Below are 17,260 nucleotides of genomic sequence, written 5' to 3'. Positions count from 1 at the left end.
CCCCCCCCCCCCCCCCCCCCCCCCCCCCCCCCCCCCCCCCCCCCCCCCCCCCCCCCCCCCCCCCCCCCCCCCCCCCCCCCCCCCCCCCCCCCCTCGGGCCGTCCACGGCCGGGGACACGGTGGGGATGGATATGGATTTGGACAACCACGGAGCGCCAACCCCCTGCCCGAGCCTTGTCCCACCGGGGCTCCAGTGGCCGACGGGAACATGGAGGGCCGTCCCTGCCTTGAACCGGTAGGACGTCAATACGGCGGACCGGCGCGCCTCGCGATGGCGAGAACCGTGAGCTCGGGGCCACCGCACCGTGACGTCGATGTGACGGCCGTGTGAAACGGTTTGCCGAACATGCGTAGGGTGCAGAGAACCCATCAGAGGTCTCGTCCGAGAACTCATCGGGAGTACGGCGACCGGACCGGGGCGCCGCGGCGGTACGACGGGTGAAGGAGGGAGCCGGAGCGATGGGCGACCACAAAGATCAGCACCTCCGGGTGGGCGCGGCCGTACGGCGGCGGCGCCGGGCCCTGGAGCTCACCCTCGCCGTCGTGGCCGAGCGCAGCGGCCTGTCCGTGCCCTTCCTGAGCCAGATCGAGAACGACCGGGCGCGGCCCAGCCAGAGCTCCCTGGAGAAGGTGGCCGACGCCCTGCGCACCACCGCCGTGGAGCTGCTCGCCGCCGCCGACCCCGCGTGCAGTGTGGATGTGGTCCGGGCCGAGGAACCCGATCCGGAGCTGGCGCCCAAGGTGCGCTCCCTGGTGCGCGGACACCACCAGATGCACGCCAGCGAGTTCACCGGCGACCACGACGCGGGCCGCGAACTGCAGTGCCGCAACGACCAGTTGATGTTCGTGACCGAGGGCGCCGTGGAGATCGAGGCCGAGGGCCGTGCCTACCGGCTGGGCCGCGGCGACACGCTGTACCTCACCGGCGGGGTGCGGCACCGCTGGCGGGCCACGGTGCCCGACACCCGGCTGATCGTGGTGGCCGTCGCCGAGCACATCGAGGCGGTACGGGACGGGTCGCGCCGGTGAGGACCTGGGCGGGACTCCGATGAGGACCCGGGCGGGAGTCCGATGAGGGTCGTCTCCCTCGTGCCGTCGCTGACCGAGGCCGTGGCCCGTACGGTCCCGGGAGTCCTGGCCGGCGCCACCGACTGGTGCACGCACCCGGCCGGCCTCGACGTCGTACGCGTCGGCGGCACGAAGAACCCGCGGACCGGGCGGATCCTCTCCCTCGCCCCCGACCTGGTGATCGCCAACGAGGAGGAGAACCGCGCCCCCGACCTGGACGCCCTGCGCGCCGCGGGCGTCGAGGTGCTCGTGACCGAGGTCCGCACCGTGCCGCAGGCCCTCACCGAGCTGGACCGGGTACTGGCCGCCTGCGGAGCGCCGTCCCGGCCCCGGTGGCTGGACGAGGCGGAGGCTGCCTGGTCGGCCCTGCCGCCGCCCCCGGAGCCGCGTGCCACGGCCGTCGTCCCGATCTGGCGCAGGCCCTGGATGGTGCTCGGCCGCGACACCTTCGCGGGCGACGTACTGGCCCGCCTCGGCGTCGACCACCTGTACGCCACCCACGCCGAGCGCTACCCGAAGATCCCGGTCGAGGAACTGCGGGCGGCCCGCCCGGACGTCGTTGTCCTGCCGGACGAGCCGTACCGCTTTACCGCCGACGACGGCCCGGAGGCCTTCCCCGGCCTGCCCTGCGCGCTCGTCGACGGGCGGTACCTCACGTGGTACGGGCCGTCGCTGGCCGAGGCTCCCCGGGCGCTGGGCGCGGCCCTGCGAGCAGCGCGCCGCTGACCAGGCCGCGCGCGGTGTGCACGGCGGCGACGGCCCAGGCGGCGACGAGGACGGCGTACAGGACGACGGTGAGCCCGTCGTAGACGGCGAGCCCCGTGCGCCGGGCCAGCGCCTCGGCGCCGGTGACACAGGTGCCCACCGGGAAGGTGAACGACCACCACGTCATCGAGAAGCCCATGCCCTCCCGCCGCGCCCGTACGACGTGCGCGGTGGCGAGACACAGCCACATCAGCGCGAAGCCCATGACGGGCACGCCGTACAGGACGGCGAGGACCGCGAAACCCTCGGCGTACGGGCCGGGCACGACCCCGGGGGCCACGTCCGCGAACTTCCCCACGGCGGTCGTCGACTGCCCCAGCGGGCCCAGCACCAGGAACAGCGACGGGGTGAGCGCGAGCGGCAGCGGGCCGCCGGTGAGCAGCCGGCCGAAGATCACCGGCAGCGTCACCAGGGTCGCGAGCACGCTCACCCCGAACATCGCGACACAGGCGAGCAGCAGCGTTTCCCGGGGCTGTCCCGGCGGAAGGTGCGGGACCAGCAGCGGCCCGACGGCCGCCGACACCATCGGCGCGACGAGCGGCAGCAGCCACACCGGACCGGCCTGCCCCGGCTCGATCCGGTGCCGCACGGTCATCAGGTACGGCACGGCGACCGCCGCCGCGAGCCCGATGACCGTACCGGCGGTGAAAAGCACGGTGTCCAGGGCGACCGCGGCCCAGGCGCCGATCCAGTCCCGCCCGACGGTCACGGCGCCGCCGCCGACGGCCAGCAGGGCCATCGACAGACAGCCGTAGAACGGGGCCGCCGCCGGGTCGAGGAGATGGGCGCGGGCCTGGTCGCGGTGGTGCAGCCAGTGCAGGGACCGGGCCACCAGCAGGACCGCCAGCAGGACGACGGACAGTGCCCAGACCGCGGTGCAGACGGCGCGCGGCCCGGACCCGAGCCAGGGGAGCGCGGCGCCCGCGGTACCGACGACGGCGGTCCCCATGACGCAGGCGTACCAGTTGGGCCCGAGATGACGGACGGCCGGGACGCGTCGGGCCGGGACGGCGGGAGGGGACAGGGGCTGGGCTGCGGTGACCATGCGTCCACGGTCTCGGCGGCCGAAGCCCCTGACCAGGGATCATGTCTCTATGACGGCATAAGCTGGAGTTATGAGCAGGAGCGCGGGCGGTACGGGCAGGGCGGGCGGCACGGAGGGCGGACAGGACGTACCGGGGCGGCACACGGCGGGCTCGCTGGCGCACCGGGTGCCCGATCTCGGGGCGATGGAGCTGCTGCTGGCCGTGGCACGGCTGGGCAGCCTCGGCGGGGCGGCCCGCGAACTGGGGATCACCCAGCCGGCCGCCAGCAGCCGTATCCGCTCGATGGAACGACAGCTGGGGGTGGCCCTGGTGGACCGTTCCCCGCGCGGTTCCCGGCTCACCGACGCCGGGGCGCTGGTCACGGACTGGGCGCGCCGGATCGTGGAGGCGGCCGAGGCGTTCGACGCGGGCGCGCAGGCACTGCGGGACCGGCGGGACTCGAGGCTGCGGGTGGCGGCGAGCATGACGATCGCCGAGTACCTGCTGCCGGGCTGGCTGGTCGCGCTGCGCACCCAGTTGCCGGACACGGCGGTGTCGCTGCTCGCCGGGAACTCGGCGGCGGTCGCGGACCGCCTGCTGTCCGGCGAGGCCGACCTGGGCTTCGTGGAGGGGCTGAGCGTCCCGGCGGGCCTCGACTCCGCCGTCATAGCCCATGACCGGCTGATCGTCGTGACCGCGCCGGGCCACCCGTGGGCACGCCGCCGGCGCCCGCTCGCGGCGGCGGAGCTGGCGGCGACCCCGCTGATCCTGCGGGAGAAGGGCTCGGGCACCCGGCAGGTCCTGGACGCGGCCCTCGGCGGCCTGGCCCGCCCGCTGATCGAGCTGTCGTCGACCACGGCGGTCAAGGCGGCGGCCGTGGGCGGCGCCGGCCCCTCCGTCCTCAGCGAACTCGCCGTCGGCGAGGAGCTCACCACCCGGCGCCTGGTGAGCGTGCCCGTGGCGGACGTCGCGCTGGCCCGCGACCTACGGGCCGTATGGCCCACGGGACACCGCCCGACGGGCCCGGCCCGGCGGCTGCTGTCCCTGACGCGGGCGTAGGCCTGCCGGCGCGGGTTCGGGGCCGACACTGCTCAAGGGGCCCTCGGCGAGGATGCCGGGTGCGGGTGCGGGTGCGGGCGTGGGCGGTGGGCGGTGGGGCGTGGTCCCGCGGGCGCGGGTGCGGATGCCCGCGGCGGGGGTGGGGGCGGTTCGAGTCGCGGGTGCGGATGCCCGCGGCGGGGGTGGGGGTGGTTCGGGTCGCGGGTGCGGGTGCCCGGGGCGGGGAGTGGGGGGTGGTTCGGGCCGGACCGGTCGCGTGCGTTGCGGCGTGAGGTCCGCGGGTGTGCCCGCGGGTGTGGTCCCGCGCGCCCGCTGCCGCGGTCCCCGGCCCTGTGCGCCTCCGGCGGATCACTGCCCGGTGCCCTCTCGGCCCCCTCGGCCACCCCGTGCCGGCCGGCATCGGCCCGACGACTCACCCCGGCCCGCCGTGTGCCATCGCCGGAGCGGGGCGGCACAGTTCCGACCGTGCCGCGTGAACCAGCGCCCGCATCACCCGTACGTCCTCGCCCATCTCCGGGTGCCACTGCACGCCGAGGACCCAGCCAGGGGCGGAGGGCAGTTCCAGGGCCTCCACGGTGCCGTCCGCCGCGTGCGCCGACGCCACGAGTCCCGTGCCGAGCCGGTCCACCGCCTGGTGGTGGTACGTCGGCACGAACATCTCTTCGGGCACGACACCGGCGTACAGGGTCCCCGGCACCGGCTTGACCGGGTGGCCGCCGAACACGCCCACCACCTCGGCGTGGCCCTCGATGTGCTGGACGAGGGTGCCGCCCAGGGCGACGTTGAGCAACTGCATGCCCCGGCAGACGCCCAGCAGCGGCACGCGCGCGCCCAGGGCCGCCTCGATGAGCGCCAGCTCCCACGCGTCCCGGGCCCGGGCGGGCGGGCCGGTGCGCGGGCCGGGTTCCGCGCCGTAGCGGACCGGCTCGACGTCCGGGCCGCCCGCGATCACCAGCCCGTCGAGGCGGGCGACGGTGGCGGCGGCGTGCTCCGGCGCGTCCGGCGGAAGCATCGCGGCGAGTCCGCCCGCCCGCTGCACGAGCCGCGGATACCCGGCCGGCAGCAGCGCCGCCTCCAGCTCCCACACACCCCAGCGCGCCCCGGGCTCCAGGTAGGTACTGACGCCGATCAGCGGTCTGTCCGCCATCCGACCTCCTCGGTAATGGATCCTCTTCGTACCTTTGCCGCGCGACACCGCCGGGGGCAGGGTCGCGCCCGGAACCTCACGCCAGGAACCCGCGCAGCAGCGCCGCCGTCCCCGCGCAGTGCTCCCGCGCGATCTGTCGCGCTCCGTCCGCGTCCCCGTCGAGCACGGCCGCCACGAGCGCGGTGTGCTGCCGCTGGGAGTGCTCCAGGTTGCGCACCAGCAGCGGGATGCAGTCCAGCAGGTCGTTGAGGGTGGCCCGGACGGCCGCGTACTGCGTCGCGAGGGACGGTGAGCCGCAGAGCTCCGCGAGGGTGAGGTGCAGCATCGTGTCCAGCCGCCGGTACTCGGCCAGCGGCGCGTCCCGCGTACCGGCCAGCGCCTCCCGCAACCGCACCGCCCGCGCGTCCGACAGCCCGTGCGCCGCGCACAGCCCGGCCGCGCCCACCTCCAGCACCTCCCGGAAGCGCAGCACGTCCTCGATGTCGACCCCGGCGACCCGGCGCCGCAGCTCGTCCTGGCCGCCCGCGTCCGCGCGGGGCAGCACGAACGTTCCGCCGTACCGGCCGCGCCGGGCCTCCACGAGCCCCTGGTCCTGGAGCACCCGCAGCACCTCCCGCAGCGTGACCCGGCTGATCCCCAGCCGCTCCGCCAGCTCCCGCTCGGCCGGCAGCCGCTCGCCCTCGGACACCAGCCCCAGCCTGACGATCTGGAGGATCTGCTCCAGCGCCTCCTCGAATCCGTTGCCGGCCCGCACCGTCCGCAGCACCGGTACGAGCCGGTCCGTCACGCCCCCGCGGGTTTCCTCCGGCATGCGGCCGCGCCCCCTTCCCAAGCAATGGTTCCCGGTCATACCTTATGGCTCCCGGCCAGAAGGAGGCTCTCCCCGTGCCAGACCGCACACCCCCGCTCGGGGTCGAGGAACTGCACGCCCTCGTCGCCGCCGGTGACCTCGACACCGTCGTCCTGGCCTTTCCCGACATGCAGGGACGCCTCCAGGGCAAGCGGTTCGCCGCGCGCTTCTTCCTCGACGAGGTCCTGACGCACGGCACCGAGGGCTGCAACTACCTCCTCGCCGTCGACGCCGACATGAACACCGTCGACGGATACGCGATGTCCTCCTGGGACCGCGGCTACGGCGACTTCGCCCTGCACCCCGACCCGGACACCCTGCGCCGCCTGCCCTGGAACGAGGGCACCGCGCTGGTCGTCGCCGACCTCGCCTGGGAGGACGGCTCCCCGGTGCTCGCGGCACCCCGGCAGATCCTGCGCCGCCAGCTGGAGCGCCTCGCCGGACACGGCTGGACCGCGCAGGTCGGCACCGAGCTGGAGTTCATCGTCTTCCGGGACACCTACGAACAGGCCTGGGACGCGAACTACCGAGGCCTGACCCCGGCCAACCAGTACAACATCGACTACTCGGTGCTCGGCACCGGCCGCGTCGAGCCCCTGCTGCGCCGCATCCGCAACGAGATGGCCGGCGCCGGACTCACCGTCGAGTCCGCCAAGGGCGAGTGCAACCCCGGCCAGCACGAGATCGCCTTCCGCTACGACGAGGCCCTGGTCACCTGCGACCAGCACGCGGTCTACAAGACCGGCGCCAAGGAGATCGCCGCCCAGGAGGGCATGTCCCTCACCTTCATGGCCAAGTACAACGAGCGCGAGGGCAACTCCTGCCACATCCACCTCTCCCTCGCGGACGCCGACGGCGACAGCGTCATGGCCGGCGGCCACCAGGGCGGCATGTCCGAGGTCATGCGGCACTTCCTCGCCGGACAGCTGGTGGCGCTGCGCGAGTTCTCCCTCCTCTACGCCCCGCACATCAACTCGTACAAGCGCTTCCAGCCCGACTCCTTCGCACCGACCGCCGTCGCCTGGGGCCACGACAACCGCACCTGCGCCCTGCGCGTCGTCGGCCACGGCCGCTCGCTCCGCTTCGAGAACCGGCTCCCCGGCGGCGACGTCAACCCGTACCTCGCGGTGGCGGGCATGGTCGCGGCCGGCCTGCACGGCGTCGAGCAGCGGCTGGAACTGCCGGAACCCTGCGCCGGCAACGCCTACACCGCCGGTTTCGCACACGTCCCCACCACGCTGCGCGAGGCCGCCGAGCTCTGGGAGAACAGCACCCTCGCCAAGGCCGCCTTCGGGGACGAGGTCGTCGCCCACTACCGCAACATGGCGCGCGTCGAACTGGACGCCTACGACGCCGCCGTCACGGACTGGGAGCTGCGCCGCTCCTTCGAACGCATGTGAGGCATCAGATGTCCGAGTCATCGGAACCGCCCGGCGGCCTGCGGGTCCTGAACCCCGCCACCGAAGAGCTCGTCGCCACCGTCCCCGCCGCCTCCGCGACCGACGTGGACGCCGCCGTCGTACGGGCCGCGCGGGCGCAGACCGCCTGGGCCGCGCTCGCCCCCGGCGACCGGGCCCGGCTGCTGCGCCGCTTCGCCACCGCCGTCGACGGGCACCTGGAGGAGCTGGCCGGGCTGGAGGTCCGCGAGGCCGGGCACACCATCGGCAACGCCCGCTGGGAGGCCGGCAACGTCCGCGACCTGCTCGACTACGCGGCCGGGGGCGTGGAGCGGCTCACCGGCCGGCAGATCCCGGTCGCCGGCGGCCTGGACGTGACGTTCCTCGAACCGCTCGGCGTCGTCGGCGTCATCGCGCCCTGGAACTTTCCGATGCCGATCGCCGCCTGGGGCACCGCGCCGGCGCTGGCGGCGGGCAACGCGGTCCTCCTCAAGCCCGCCGAGACGACCCCGCTGACCGCACTGCGCCTGGCCGCACTCGCCCTGGAGGCAGGTCTTCCCGAGGGGCTGTTCCAGGTGCTGCCGGGGCACGGGCCGGTCGCGGGCGACGCGCTCGTCCAGCACCCCGGCGTCGCGAAGATCGTCTTCACCGGGTCGACGGCCGTGGGCCGCCAGGTGGCCGCCAAGGGCGCCGCCCTCCTCAAGCCAGTCACCCTCGAACTCGGCGGCAAGAGCCCCAACATCGTCTTCGCCGACGCGGACGTGGAGGCCGCCGCGGCCGCCACACCGATGTCCTTCCTCGACAACTCCGGGCAGGACTGCTGCGCCCGCACCCGCATCCTCGTCCAGCGCACGGTGTACGACCGCTTCCTCGCCCTCCTCGCCCCCGCGGTCGAGTCCGTCCTCGTCGGCGACCCGGCCGACGAGCGCACCGACATGGGCCCGCTGATCTCCCGGGCCCAGCTGGACCGGGTCCGCTCCTACGTCCCCGACGGCGCCGACGGCATCCGCGGCAAGGCCCCCGAGGGCGGACCCGGCTTCTGGTTCCCGCCCACGGTCCTCACCGGTGTCGACGCGCACGCGCGCGTGGCCGTCGAGGAGGTCTTCGGGCCCGTCGCCGTCGTCCTGCCCTTCGAGGACGAGGCCGACGCGATCCGCCTGGCCAACGCCACCGACTACGGCCTGTCCGGTTCGGTGTGGACCCGGGACGTCGGCCGCGCCCTGCGCGTGTCGAACGCGGTCCGGGCCGGGAACCTGTCCGTCAACTCCCACTCCAGCGTCCGCTACTGGACGCCGTTCGGCGGGTTCGAGCAGTCCGGCCTCGGCCGCGAACTCGGCCCCGACGCGCTGACCGCCTTCACCGAGACCAAGAACGTCTTCATCAGCAACGTCTCGTCGAGCACGGAGGCCTAGCCACTCATGACCGAGGACATCATCTGCCGCCGTCTGGCCGGCCGTACCGCCGTCGTCACCGGAGCGGGCAGCGGCATCGGTCTCGCAGCGTCCCGCCGGCTCGCCTCCGAGGGCGCGCACGTCGTCTGCGGCGACGTGGACGAGCCCCGGGGCGAGGCGGCGGCGGAGGAGGCCGGCGGCACCTTCGTCAAGGTCGACGTCACCGACCCCGAGCAGGTCGAGGCGCTGTTCGAGGCGGCGTACGACACCTACGGCAGCGTCGACGTCGCCTTCAACAACGCCGGTATCTCGCCGCCCGACGACGACTCGATCCTGGAGACCGGCCTGGAGGCGTGGAAGCGCGTCCAGGAGGTCAACCTCACCTCCGTCTACCTGTGCTGCAAGGCCGCCATCCCCTACATGCGGCGCCAGGGCCGGGGGTCCATCATCAACACCGCGTCCTTCGTGGCCAGGATGGGCGCGGCCACCTCGCAGATCTCGTACACCGCGTCGAAGGGCGGCGTCCTCGCCATGTCGCGTGAACTGGGCGTGCAGTTCGCGCGGGAGGGCATCCGCGTCAACGCCCTCTGCCCCGGCCCCGTCAACACCCCGCTCCTCCGGGAGCTGTTCGCCAAGGACCCGGAGCGGGCCGCGCGCCGCCTCGTCCACATTCCGGTCGGACGGTTCGCCGAGGCCGAGGAGATCGCCGCCGCCGTCGCGTTCCTGGCCAGCGACGACTCCTCCTTCGTGAACGCCACCGACTTCCTGGTGGACGGCGGCATCTCCGGGGCGTACGTCACACCGCTGTAGCCGGCCGCGAGCGGCGTCCTACAGTGCCGCAATGAGCATGACTCCGCCGCCCGGCTGGTACCGCGATCCGTCGGCCCCGTACCAGGAACGCTGGTGGGACGGCACGGCCTGGACGGAGCACCGGCGGCCACCCGGGACCGCCGGGTACGGGGCACCCGCGCCCCCACTCCAGCAGCCCGTACGACAACCGAATCCCGTACAGCAGCCGGCGCGTCAGGCGCAGCCGGCACCGCATCAGCAACCGGCACCGCATCAGCAACCGGCACCGCATCAGCAACCGACGCCACATCAGCAGCCGTCGCGGCAGCAGCCGTCGCACGGGACGCAGCCCGGCCGGCCGTCGACCGTGCCGCTGTTCACGGGCGACGGCCCGGCACAGTGGCGGCCGGGCGGCGGCACCGGACGGGGGAAGGCCGTCGCCCTCGTCGCCACCGCGGCCGTGCTGGTCGCGGCCGTCGTCACCGGCGTTCTCGTCCTCGGTGAGGACGACGGCGGCGGCACCGGGGCACCGGGCCCGCCGGCCACGGCGGCTTCCACCGGCCCGCCGTCGGCGAGCACGTCGCGGGCGCCCTCCGCACCCTCCGCCGACGCCCCGGCCGTGGTCGAGGACCCGCTCAACGGCATCACCTTCCCGCTGCCGGACGGCTGGGTCCGGCCCAAGCACGTCACCCAGGACGACGTCATGATGACCACCGACGGCACCTACGACTGCCCCGCCGACGGCGGCGTGTGCCGGCACGGTCTCGTCATCTCCCGCACGGTCACGGCGAACGCCGAGTCCTCCCCGAAGGCCATCGCCCAGCAGGACGTCGAGGACGCGGCCGACGACGCCTACGACCGCGACCCGGTCGGCAACAGGCCCTTCGGCGGCATCGAGTCCCACGAGGAGGTGGCGTCCGGGCCGGTCGCGGTCGCCGGACGCGCCGGGTACTACGTGCGCTGGCGGGTGACGACGGCCGAGGGGCCCGGCGGTTACGTGCAGTCGCTGGTGTTCCCCTCCACCGTCGGCACCGAGTCCCCGATCCTCGTCCGCTACGTCTTCGACGCCGCCACCGGCGGCGGTGTGGGCAGCGGCATCGGCCCGTCGGACTGACCGGGCCGGGCTACAGGAACGTGTGCCCCTCGCCCCGGTACGTCGGCGCCGTCGCCGTCACCGCGTCCCCCTCCACCAGGTGCAGCGCGTCGAACCGCTCGCACAGCTCACCCGCCTTGGCGTGCCGGAACCACACCTTGTCGCCGATGAGGAGGTCGTCGGCGGGCGACCCGAGCAGCGGCGTCTGCACCTCGCCCGCACCCTCCTGGGAGTCGTAGCGCAGCCCCTCGGGGAGGTACGGCACCGGCAGCCGGTCGGCGCCGGGCGCTCCGGAGGCCGGGTAGCCGCCGCCGAGGACGGTCACGACCCCGACCCCCGGCCGCCGTACGACGGGCTGTGCGAACAGCGCCGCCGGACGGCCCCGGAACGAGGTGTAGTTGTCGAAGAGCCGCGGCGTGTACAGCCCGGACCCGGCGGCGATCTCCGTGACCGCGTCCTCGGCCGCGGTGTGCTGCACGCTGCCCGTGCCGCCGCCGTTGACGAACTCCAGGCCGGGCACCACGGCCCGTACCGCCCGCACCACCGCGGCACGCCGCTCGGCGAGTTCCCGGCGGGCGGCGGCCTGCATCAGCCGCACCGCCCGCGACCGCAGCGGCCGGCCGGCCACCGCGTCCCCGACCCCGGCGACATGGCCCTCGTACGCCATGATGCCGACGACCTCGAACCCCGGCCGGCGGACCACCGCGCGGGCCAGGTCGGCGACCTGGGCGGGGGAGTGCAGCGGGGAGCGCCGGGCCCCGACCCGCACCCGCCCTCCGAGCAGCCTCAGCGAGGTGTCCAACTCCAGGCAGACCCGGACGACTTCCCGGCCGCCGTCGCGCGCCGCGTCGATGAGGTCCAGCTGCGCCGGGTCGTCGATCATCACGGTGACCGCGGAGGCGAGCTCGGGATCGGCGGCCAGTTCCGCGTACCGGGCGCGGTCCGCCGACGGGTAGGCGAGGAGGACGTCCCCGAATCCGGAGCGCGCCAGCCACAGGGACTCGGCCAGCGTGAACGACATGACGCCCGCGAAACCGTCCCTCGCCAGGGCCCGTTCGAGCAGGGCCCGGCAGCGTACGGACTTGCTGGCGACCCGGATCGGCTTCCCGCCGGCCCGGCGGACCAGGTCGTCCGCGTTGGCGTCGAAGGCCTCCAGGTCCACGATCGCCACGGGGGCGTCCACGTGGGCGGTGGCCCGGTCGTAACGGGCCCGGTCGGCGGCGCGCGCAGTCATGAACGCAGCCTGCCAGACGGGATTACCGCAGGGTAGGGGGACGTTCCGGGCCAATGCCACGGGCGCGCGGACTGGTTCCCCGCCGGGCGGGGGCACGCCGTAGAGTGACGCGCACGCACGGCGGAACGGCCTGGGCGGCGGGACCTCGGGTCCGCCCCGGGATGGCGGTCGGCCCGTGCGGGTATGCGTGCCCGGGACGGATCGTTCCGCGCCGGGCCGGGGCAGGAGACCACATCACCGGCCCGCGTCGGAGAACGGCCCGGGCCCGAGGAAACGGGGGGTGCATGAGCACGGACGCACGCCGCGCCTCCCTTCCCCCGCACCCCTCGACCGCGCCTCGCTCCGACACCGTCCCGGACGCCGCCCCGCCGCCCCGTCCGGACGCGCCCCCTCGTCGCGCCCCCGACGTGCCGCCCGGCGCCGGCACGCGCCCCGCCCCGCCGGCCCGTCCGGACACGTCGGCCCGTCCGGACATGCCGCCCCGACCCGCCGCACCGCCCCACCCGGCCGCCCCGCCCCGTCCCGCACAGGCACCGGCGGCACCCGGCACCGGCATGACCGAAGCGGACCGACGCTCTCCGGTCACGTCGGCTCCCACCGCCGGACGGCTCCCGACGGCCCCGCAGCCGAACACCCGCGGCACCTCCGCCGAGGAGAACCAAGCCGTTCCGGGCAGCCGTCCGGCGACGGGCGACGGACCGGCGCACGGACAGGGCGTGCGGCGGCTCGCGGACGCGCCGGACGACCGGGCACCCACGGAGGGCGGCGGCTCCGGGGACGCCCGGCCGCCCCACGCGCCTTCCCGGCTCGCCGGCTCCCGCGGCACCGGCCCGGCGCCCCCGCCACCGCGCGCCTCCGCACGCTTCCCCGACGCCCCGCCGGCCGTCGGCCACACCGCCCCGGCCGGCGGCACACCACCGGCGGACCACGCCGCCGCGCCCCCGCCACGGCGTACGGGCGCCCCCGCGGGGCCCCCGCCCGAGGGCGCCGCGTCGCAGGCGGCAGCGCCGCAGCGTCCGGCCGGTTCCCCCGCGCACCGCCCCGGCGCCCCCGCGGAGACGCCGTCCGAGACGACCAGGCGCCTCCGGCCGATCCCGCCGGAGCCGGAGCCGGAGCCGGAGCAGGCACCGGAGCCGAAGCGGGAACGGGAGCGGGAGCAGATGTCGCGACCGGCGGCCGAGCCGGCGGAAGGCTCCGCCGGCGCCCCCGACCCCGCCCTGTCCTGGAGCGCCCCGACGGCGCCCGGCGGCGGGCGGCCGCGGGTGTCGTTCGCGGCGCCCGAGGGGTACGACGGGCTCGCCCGGCCGCGTCCGCTCGGTGGGCGGCTGCGGCCCCAGGCCGTCGCCGCGGCCGTCTGTCTCGTGCTCGGGACGGGGCTCGTCACCGGTGCCGTCACCGGCAGCTGGCTCGCCGGGGACTCCGGGGACGGCGGCGCGCGCAGCGCGTTCACCGAGGCCGCGGAACTGTGGCACAGCGTCCCCGTCGACCGGCTGTTCCCGCCCACCGTGCAGGGACAGGGCGCCGGGCCCGGCGGCGCCGACCGCACCTGGACGCGTGTCGCCGTCGCCCCGGACAGCGACTGCGTCGGCGCCTTCGACCCCCTGCTGGACAAGGTCCTCGAACCGGTCGGTTGCCGGCGCCTGCTGCGCGCCACCTACACCGACGCCACCCGGAGCCACGTCACCACCGTCGGCCTGCTCTTCGCCAACGCCGACGCCGCCGCCATGACCTCGCTGGCGGGCCGGTTCGAGAAGGAGGGCCTGGGCCGCCGCGCCGACCTCATGCCGCGGCCGTACGCCGCGAAGGACACCGTCGCCGCCGGCTTCGGCGCCCGGCAGCGCGCCTCGTGGACCGTCTCCGTCCTCACCGACGCCCCCGTCGTCGTCTACGCCGTCTCCGGCTGGGCCGACGGCCGCACCGTCGACGAGCCGGAGCCCGCCGAGGAGGCCATGGAGTCCGGCGCCACCTCGGCCCCCGCCCAGGCCGGCCTCGGCCACGAGGCGCAGGGCCTCGCCGACCGCGTCGAACGCGCCCTGCGCAAGAACGTCGGCACGGCCACGGAGCACCCGTCGTGAACGCCTTCGGCCCCCGCCGGGCGGGCGGCGCCCTGAGCCTCCTGCTCGCCGCCGCCCTCGTCCTCGTCCCGGCGTCCGCCGCGCACGCCGACGGCATCCGCGCCCAGCAGTGGGCCCTGGACGCCATGCGCACCCAGGAGGCGTGGCGCACCACCCAGGGCGCCGGCGTCACCGTCGCCGTCCTGGACACCGGCGTCGAGGCCGACCACCCCGACCTGGCCGGCAACGTCCTCGCCGGCAAGGACCTGGTCGGCTTCGGCGCGAGCGAGGGCGATCGCGAATGGGCCCGGCACGGCACCGCCATGGCCGGGATCATCGCCGGTCACGGCCATGGGCCCGGGAACGCCGACGGCGTCATGGGCATCGCCCCGGAGGCGAAGATCCTGCCGGTGCGCGTGATCCTGGAGGACGGCGACGACTCCCGCGCCAAGGCCCGCAAGACCCGCGGCAACGCCCTCGCCGAGGGCATCCGCTGGGCCGCCGACCACGGTGCCCACATCATCAACCTCTCCCTCGGCGACGACTCCGCCTCCGCCCACCCCGAACCGACCGAGGACGAGGCCATCCAGTACGCCCTGACGAAGGGCGTGGTCGTCGTCGCCTCGGCCGGCAACGGCGGCGAGCTGGGCGACCACATCTCCTACCCGGCCGCCTACCCGGGCGTGATCGCCGCGACCGCCGTCGACCGCTACGGCACCCGCGCCTCCTTCTCCACCCGCCGCTGGTACGCCACGGTCAGCGCCCCCGGCGTCGACGTGATCATCGCCGACCCGGACCACCGGTACTACGAGGGCTGGGGCACCAGCGCCGCCGCCGCCTTCGTCTCCGGCGCCGCCGCACTGGTGAAGTCGGTCCACCCGGACCTCACCCCGGCCCAGGTCAAGAGCCTCCTCGAGGACACCGCCCGCAACGCCCCCGCCGAGGGCCGCGACGACTCCCGCGGCTACGGCTTCGTCGACCCCGCCGCCGCCATCGAGGCGGCCGCCCGCCTGGAACCGGAGGGCCTGAAGGCTGCGGCGTACCGCGACGAGTACTTCGGTTCCGGTCCGGACGCCCCCGCCTCCGACGACGACACGTCTGCCTGGGCGGCGCCGCTGGCCGGCGGCGCGGGCGGCGTCCTGGTGGTCGCGGCCGTCGTCCTGTGGCGGGGCCGCCGCGAACACTACGACGACCTCTGACCCCGGGCGGCGCCGCCTGCCCCGGCGAACACGGACACCGCCGCCTTCGCCGCCGCCTCGGTCAGCGAGATGCCCTCCGCCAGGGTCGCGTGCCCCCTCGACACCACCGCGACCAGGCGGTCGTGGCCGCCCGAGGTGACCCGCCCGATGCTGTTGACCACCCACAGCCCGGTGGTGCCGCGCCGCAGCCAGCCGTTCTTCAGCGCCCACGCCGAACCACCGCGACCGTCGTCGGCCGCCGCCGACACACCCCACCGCTGACCGTCGGCGATCCGCCCCATCAGCCCCCGCACATACGCCCGGGAGGCCGCGCTCAGCTCGGAGCCCTCCGCCACGAACACCTGCCGCAGCAGGGCGATCCGGTCGGCGGCGGTGGTCTGCGTCAGCCCCCACAGCGGGCCCTCACCGCCCTCGGTCCGCGTGAGCCCGAAGCGCTCGTTCGCGGCGTCGAGCCCGTCCGCCGTCCCGATCGCCCGCCACAGCGCCGACGCCGAGTCGTTGTCGCTGTTCTCGATCATCGCGACGGCGTACGCCTTCTCCTCGGCGGTCAGCGCGCGCCCCGCGTCCTGTGCCCGGAGCAGGAGCGCCGCCAGGATGTCGACCTTGACGATGCTCGCCGTGTCGAAGACACCCGCGCCGTACGAGGCGCTCTCGCCGGAGTCGGCGCCGAGCACCGCCACCGACACCTCCGCGCCGTCCGCCACGGTCACCGACGCCATGGCCGCGGCCAGCCGCGCGTCACGGTCCACGACCGGTCCGACCCTCTCCACCGATGCCTCCCCGCCCGCGGATGCCGAGGCCGACGACGATACGGCGCCGTCCCCGCCCCGCGGTCCGCGGCACGGGCCTCGAACGCCGCTCGGAGACGCCCGAGAGGCCGGTGAGGACCGTCGCCCACCCCCCGATAGGGTCGGGGACCGTGGCGAACAAGAACATTCCCGACTCCGGCTACTCCGACGACGACGGCTCCGCCGACCCGCGGCTGAGCGCGGCGCTCGCTGCCTGGGCCGAGGACCGCACCGCCCTGCCGGCCGTGCTGGAGGCGCTGGGGGGTGCCCGGCTGCTCGTGCCGGTCGTGGCCGTTCTGGGCGAGGTCGAAGAGGACGACGCGGAGGAGCGCGAGGCTCCTCGGAGGGGTGGTGGCGGGAGACGGGTGGGCGGGCTGCGGCGCGAGAAGACCAGCGACATGGCGGTGCCGACCCTCAAGGCGGGCGGCCGCACCGCCCTGCCCGCCTTCACGTCCACCGACTCGCTCGCCCGCTGGGACCCCGGGGCCCGCCCCGTCGCCGTACCCGTGCACCAGGCGTTGCAGGCCGCCGCGCACGAGAAGGCGGACACGGTCGTACTGGACCTGGCCGGACCGGTGCCGTTCGAGCTGACCGGAGCGGCGCTGCTGGCGCTGGCCGAGGGCCGTACGACGACCGATCCGCTCGCCGACCCGGCCGTCACCGAGGCCGTGCGCACCGCCGTGGCCGCCGAGCCGGCCGTGCTCCGGGCGCACCTCGGGCCGGGCCGGGCCGACGGTACCCTGGCGCTGCTCCTGGACCCCGGGGTGGACCAGGCGCGGGCCGCCCGCGCCGTCGCCGAGCGCCTGGCCGCCGACGAAACACTGAGGGCCCGCCTGGAGCGCGGCCTCGACCTGGCACTGCTGCCGGCCGGGGCGACGCCGCCGGGCGAGCCCTTGTACGTGCGGGGGTAGCTCAGTACGTGCGGGGGTGGCTCATGCCGTCCGGTGGCGGCTCAGCCGTAGATCGGGCCGGTGTACTTCTCGCCCGGACCCTGGCCCGGCTCGTCCGGAACGAGCGACGCCTCGCGGAAGGCCAGCTGGAGCGACTTCAGGCCGTCGCGCAGCGGAGCCGCGTGGAAGGAGCTGATCTCGGTCGCGGTCGCGTCGAGCAGACCGGCCAGCGCGTGCACCAGCTTGCGGGCCTCGTCCAGGTCCTTGTGCGCCTCGCCCTCCTCGGTCAGGCCCAGCTTCACGGCGGCGGCGCTCATCAGGTTGACGGCGACCGTCACGATCACCTCGACCGCGGGGACCTCGGCGATGTCGCGGGTCATGGCATCGAAGTCGGGATTCGCCGAGGATTCGGCAGGGGTCTCACTCATGCCGCACACGATAGGGCCCCGCACCGGCCCTCTTGACAGCAGGAGGGCCGGGCGGCACCGGTTAGCGCACGCGTTCCGGAGCT

Annotated in this window: 16 protein-coding genes; 10 read left to right on the top strand and 6 right to left on the bottom strand. The window is 75.5% G+C overall.

Features of this window, described 5'->3' with window-relative positions; genetic code table 11:
- Positions 1 to 459 precede the first annotated feature (459 nt).
- Entirely contained in the window at positions 460 to 1,029 is a 570-nt protein-coding gene (locus ACZ7G3_RS27450; protein ID WP_426602432.1) for a helix-turn-helix domain-containing protein, read from the top strand.
- Between the two features lie 42 nt (positions 1,030 to 1,071).
- Positions 1,072 to 1,794, top strand: a complete 723-nt coding sequence (locus ACZ7G3_RS27445; protein WP_470928635.1) for a helical backbone metal receptor — start codon at positions 1,072 to 1,074, stop codon at positions 1,792 to 1,794.
- Here the strand turns inward: ACZ7G3_RS27445 and ACZ7G3_RS27440 are convergent.
- Complete coding sequence (locus ACZ7G3_RS27440) at positions 1,721 to 2,878, bottom strand: TDT family transporter (RefSeq protein WP_470928634.1); 1,158 nt, start codon at positions 2,876 to 2,878, stop codon at positions 1,721 to 1,723. The genes ACZ7G3_RS27445 and ACZ7G3_RS27440 overlap by 74 nt on opposite strands.
- Positions 2,879 to 3,062: 184 nt before the next feature.
- Between ACZ7G3_RS27440 and ACZ7G3_RS27435 the strand changes: the two genes are divergently transcribed.
- On the top strand, positions 3,063 to 3,917 hold the full coding sequence (locus ACZ7G3_RS27435; RefSeq protein ID WP_470928638.1) for a LysR substrate-binding domain-containing protein: 855 nt from the start codon (positions 3,063 to 3,065) through the stop codon (positions 3,915 to 3,917).
- A gap of 412 nt (positions 3,918 to 4,329) precedes the next feature.
- On the opposite strand, the gene ACZ7G3_RS27430 is transcribed toward ACZ7G3_RS27435, so the two are convergent.
- Positions 4,330 to 5,064 carry a gamma-glutamyl-gamma-aminobutyrate hydrolase family protein gene (locus ACZ7G3_RS27430; protein ID WP_426602435.1) on the bottom strand — a complete coding sequence of 245 codons (735 nt, stop codon included), beginning with the start codon at positions 5,062 to 5,064 and terminating at the stop codon, positions 4,330 to 4,332.
- 76 nt (positions 5,065 to 5,140) lie between these two features.
- Positions 5,141 to 5,875 carry a FadR/GntR family transcriptional regulator gene (locus ACZ7G3_RS27425; RefSeq protein ID WP_470928633.1) on the bottom strand — a complete coding sequence of 245 codons (735 nt, stop codon included), beginning with the start codon at positions 5,873 to 5,875 and terminating at the stop codon, positions 5,141 to 5,143.
- Between the two features lie 74 nt (positions 5,876 to 5,949).
- Between ACZ7G3_RS27425 and glnA4 the strand changes: the two genes are divergently transcribed.
- From glnA4 to ACZ7G3_RS27405, 4 genes are read left to right on the top strand one after another with little or no spacing between them, the layout of a single operon-like run.
- Positions 5,950 to 7,314: a gamma-glutamylethanolamide synthetase GlnA4 gene (glnA4, locus tag ACZ7G3_RS27420; protein ID WP_470928632.1), complete on the top strand. Its 1,365-nt coding sequence runs from the start codon at positions 5,950 to 5,952 to the stop codon at positions 7,312 to 7,314.
- A gap of 8 nt (positions 7,315 to 7,322) precedes the next feature.
- Positions 7,323 to 8,723, top strand: a complete 1,401-nt coding sequence (locus ACZ7G3_RS27415) for an aldehyde dehydrogenase family protein (protein ID WP_470928631.1) — start codon at positions 7,323 to 7,325, stop codon at positions 8,721 to 8,723.
- Between the two features lie 6 nt (positions 8,724 to 8,729).
- Positions 8,730 to 9,512 carry a 3-oxoacyl-ACP reductase gene (locus ACZ7G3_RS27410; protein ID WP_470928630.1) on the top strand — a complete coding sequence of 261 codons (783 nt, stop codon included), beginning with the start codon at positions 8,730 to 8,732 and terminating at the stop codon, positions 9,510 to 9,512.
- 37 nt (positions 9,513 to 9,549) lie between these two features.
- A complete protein-coding gene (locus ACZ7G3_RS27405) occupies positions 9,550 to 10,605 on the top strand; it encodes a DUF2510 domain-containing protein (RefSeq protein WP_470928637.1) in 1,056 nt (351 codons plus the stop codon).
- A 10-nt stretch (positions 10,606 to 10,615) separates the two neighbouring features.
- Here the strand turns inward: ACZ7G3_RS27405 and ACZ7G3_RS27400 are convergent, their stop codons facing one another.
- Positions 10,616 to 11,818 (bottom strand): amino acid deaminase/aldolase, encoded by a 1,203-nt coding sequence (locus tag ACZ7G3_RS27400; protein ID WP_426602440.1) that lies wholly within the window; start codon positions 11,816 to 11,818, stop codon positions 10,616 to 10,618.
- 284 nt (positions 11,819 to 12,102) lie between these two features.
- Here ACZ7G3_RS27400 and ACZ7G3_RS27395 point away from each other — a divergent pair, with 284 nt between their 5' ends.
- Entirely contained in the window at positions 12,103 to 13,893 is a 1,791-nt protein-coding gene (locus ACZ7G3_RS27395) for a hypothetical protein (RefSeq protein WP_470928629.1), read from the top strand.
- The gene (gene mycP / locus ACZ7G3_RS27390) at positions 13,890 to 15,071 is read left to right on the top strand and encodes a type VII secretion-associated serine protease mycosin (protein WP_470928628.1); all 1,182 of its coding nucleotides are present in this window, start codon (positions 13,890 to 13,892) and stop codon (positions 15,069 to 15,071) included. Before ACZ7G3_RS27395 ends, mycP begins: the two co-directional genes overlap by 4 nt.
- On the opposite strand, the gene ACZ7G3_RS27385 is transcribed toward mycP, so the two are convergent.
- Positions 15,056 to 15,790, bottom strand: a complete 735-nt coding sequence (locus ACZ7G3_RS27385) for a serine hydrolase (protein WP_470928636.1) — start codon at positions 15,788 to 15,790, stop codon at positions 15,056 to 15,058. The genes mycP and ACZ7G3_RS27385 overlap by 16 nt on opposite strands.
- 200 nt (positions 15,791 to 15,990) lie before the next feature.
- On the opposite strand from ACZ7G3_RS27385, the gene ACZ7G3_RS27380 reads away from it, so the two are divergent.
- Positions 15,991 to 16,770: an SseB family protein gene (locus ACZ7G3_RS27380; RefSeq protein WP_470928627.1), complete on the top strand. Its 780-nt coding sequence runs from the start codon at positions 15,991 to 15,993 to the stop codon at positions 16,768 to 16,770.
- A gap of 41 nt (positions 16,771 to 16,811) precedes the next feature.
- On the opposite strand, the gene ACZ7G3_RS27375 is transcribed toward ACZ7G3_RS27380, so the two are convergent.
- Positions 16,812 to 17,177, bottom strand: coding sequence for a DUF1844 domain-containing protein (locus ACZ7G3_RS27375; protein WP_470928626.1), 366 nt, complete (start codon positions 17,175 to 17,177; stop codon positions 16,812 to 16,814).
- Positions 17,178 to 17,260: the final 83 nt, after the last annotated feature.

It is taken from the genome of Streptomyces sp. NPDC037271 (genome assembly GCF_055603605.1).
This window is presented reverse-complemented; position numbering and strand designations above follow the sequence as displayed.

Coding starts and splice junctions, on each gene's coding strand:
- ACZ7G3_RS27445 (WP_470928635.1), top strand. CDS start 1,072: ATGAGGGTCGTCTCCCTCGTGCCGTCGCTGACCGAGGCCGTGGCCCGT.
- ACZ7G3_RS27405 (WP_470928637.1), top strand. CDS start 9,550: ATGACTCCGCCGCCCGGCTGGTACCGCGATCCGTCGGCCCCGTACCAG.
- ACZ7G3_RS27425 (WP_470928633.1), bottom strand. CDS start 5,875: ATGCCGGAGGAAACCCGCGGGGGCGTGACGGACCGGCTCGTACCGGTG.
- ACZ7G3_RS27385 (WP_470928636.1), bottom strand. CDS start 15,790: ATGGCGTCGGTGACCGTGGCGGACGGCGCGGAGGTGTCGGTGGCGGTG.
- ACZ7G3_RS27400 (WP_426602440.1), bottom strand. CDS start 11,818: ATGACTGCGCGCGCCGCCGACCGGGCCCGTTACGACCGGGCCACCGCC.
- ACZ7G3_RS27440 (WP_470928634.1), bottom strand. CDS start 2,878: ATGGTCACCGCAGCCCAGCCCCTGTCCCCTCCCGCCGTCCCGGCCCGA.
- ACZ7G3_RS27395 (WP_470928629.1), top strand. CDS start 12,103: ATGAGCACGGACGCACGCCGCGCCTCCCTTCCCCCGCACCCCTCGACC.
- ACZ7G3_RS27375 (WP_470928626.1), bottom strand. CDS start 17,177: ATGAGTGAGACCCCTGCCGAATCCTCGGCGAATCCCGACTTCGATGCC.
- ACZ7G3_RS27435 (WP_470928638.1), top strand. CDS start 3,063: ATGGAGCTGCTGCTGGCCGTGGCACGGCTGGGCAGCCTCGGCGGGGCG.
- ACZ7G3_RS27415 (WP_470928631.1), top strand. CDS start 7,323: ATGTCCGAGTCATCGGAACCGCCCGGCGGCCTGCGGGTCCTGAACCCC.
- ACZ7G3_RS27410 (WP_470928630.1), top strand. CDS start 8,730: ATGACCGAGGACATCATCTGCCGCCGTCTGGCCGGCCGTACCGCCGTC.
- ACZ7G3_RS27450 (WP_426602432.1), top strand. CDS start 460: ATGGGCGACCACAAAGATCAGCACCTCCGGGTGGGCGCGGCCGTACGG.
- ACZ7G3_RS27430 (WP_426602435.1), bottom strand. CDS start 5,064: ATGGCGGACAGACCGCTGATCGGCGTCAGTACCTACCTGGAGCCCGGG.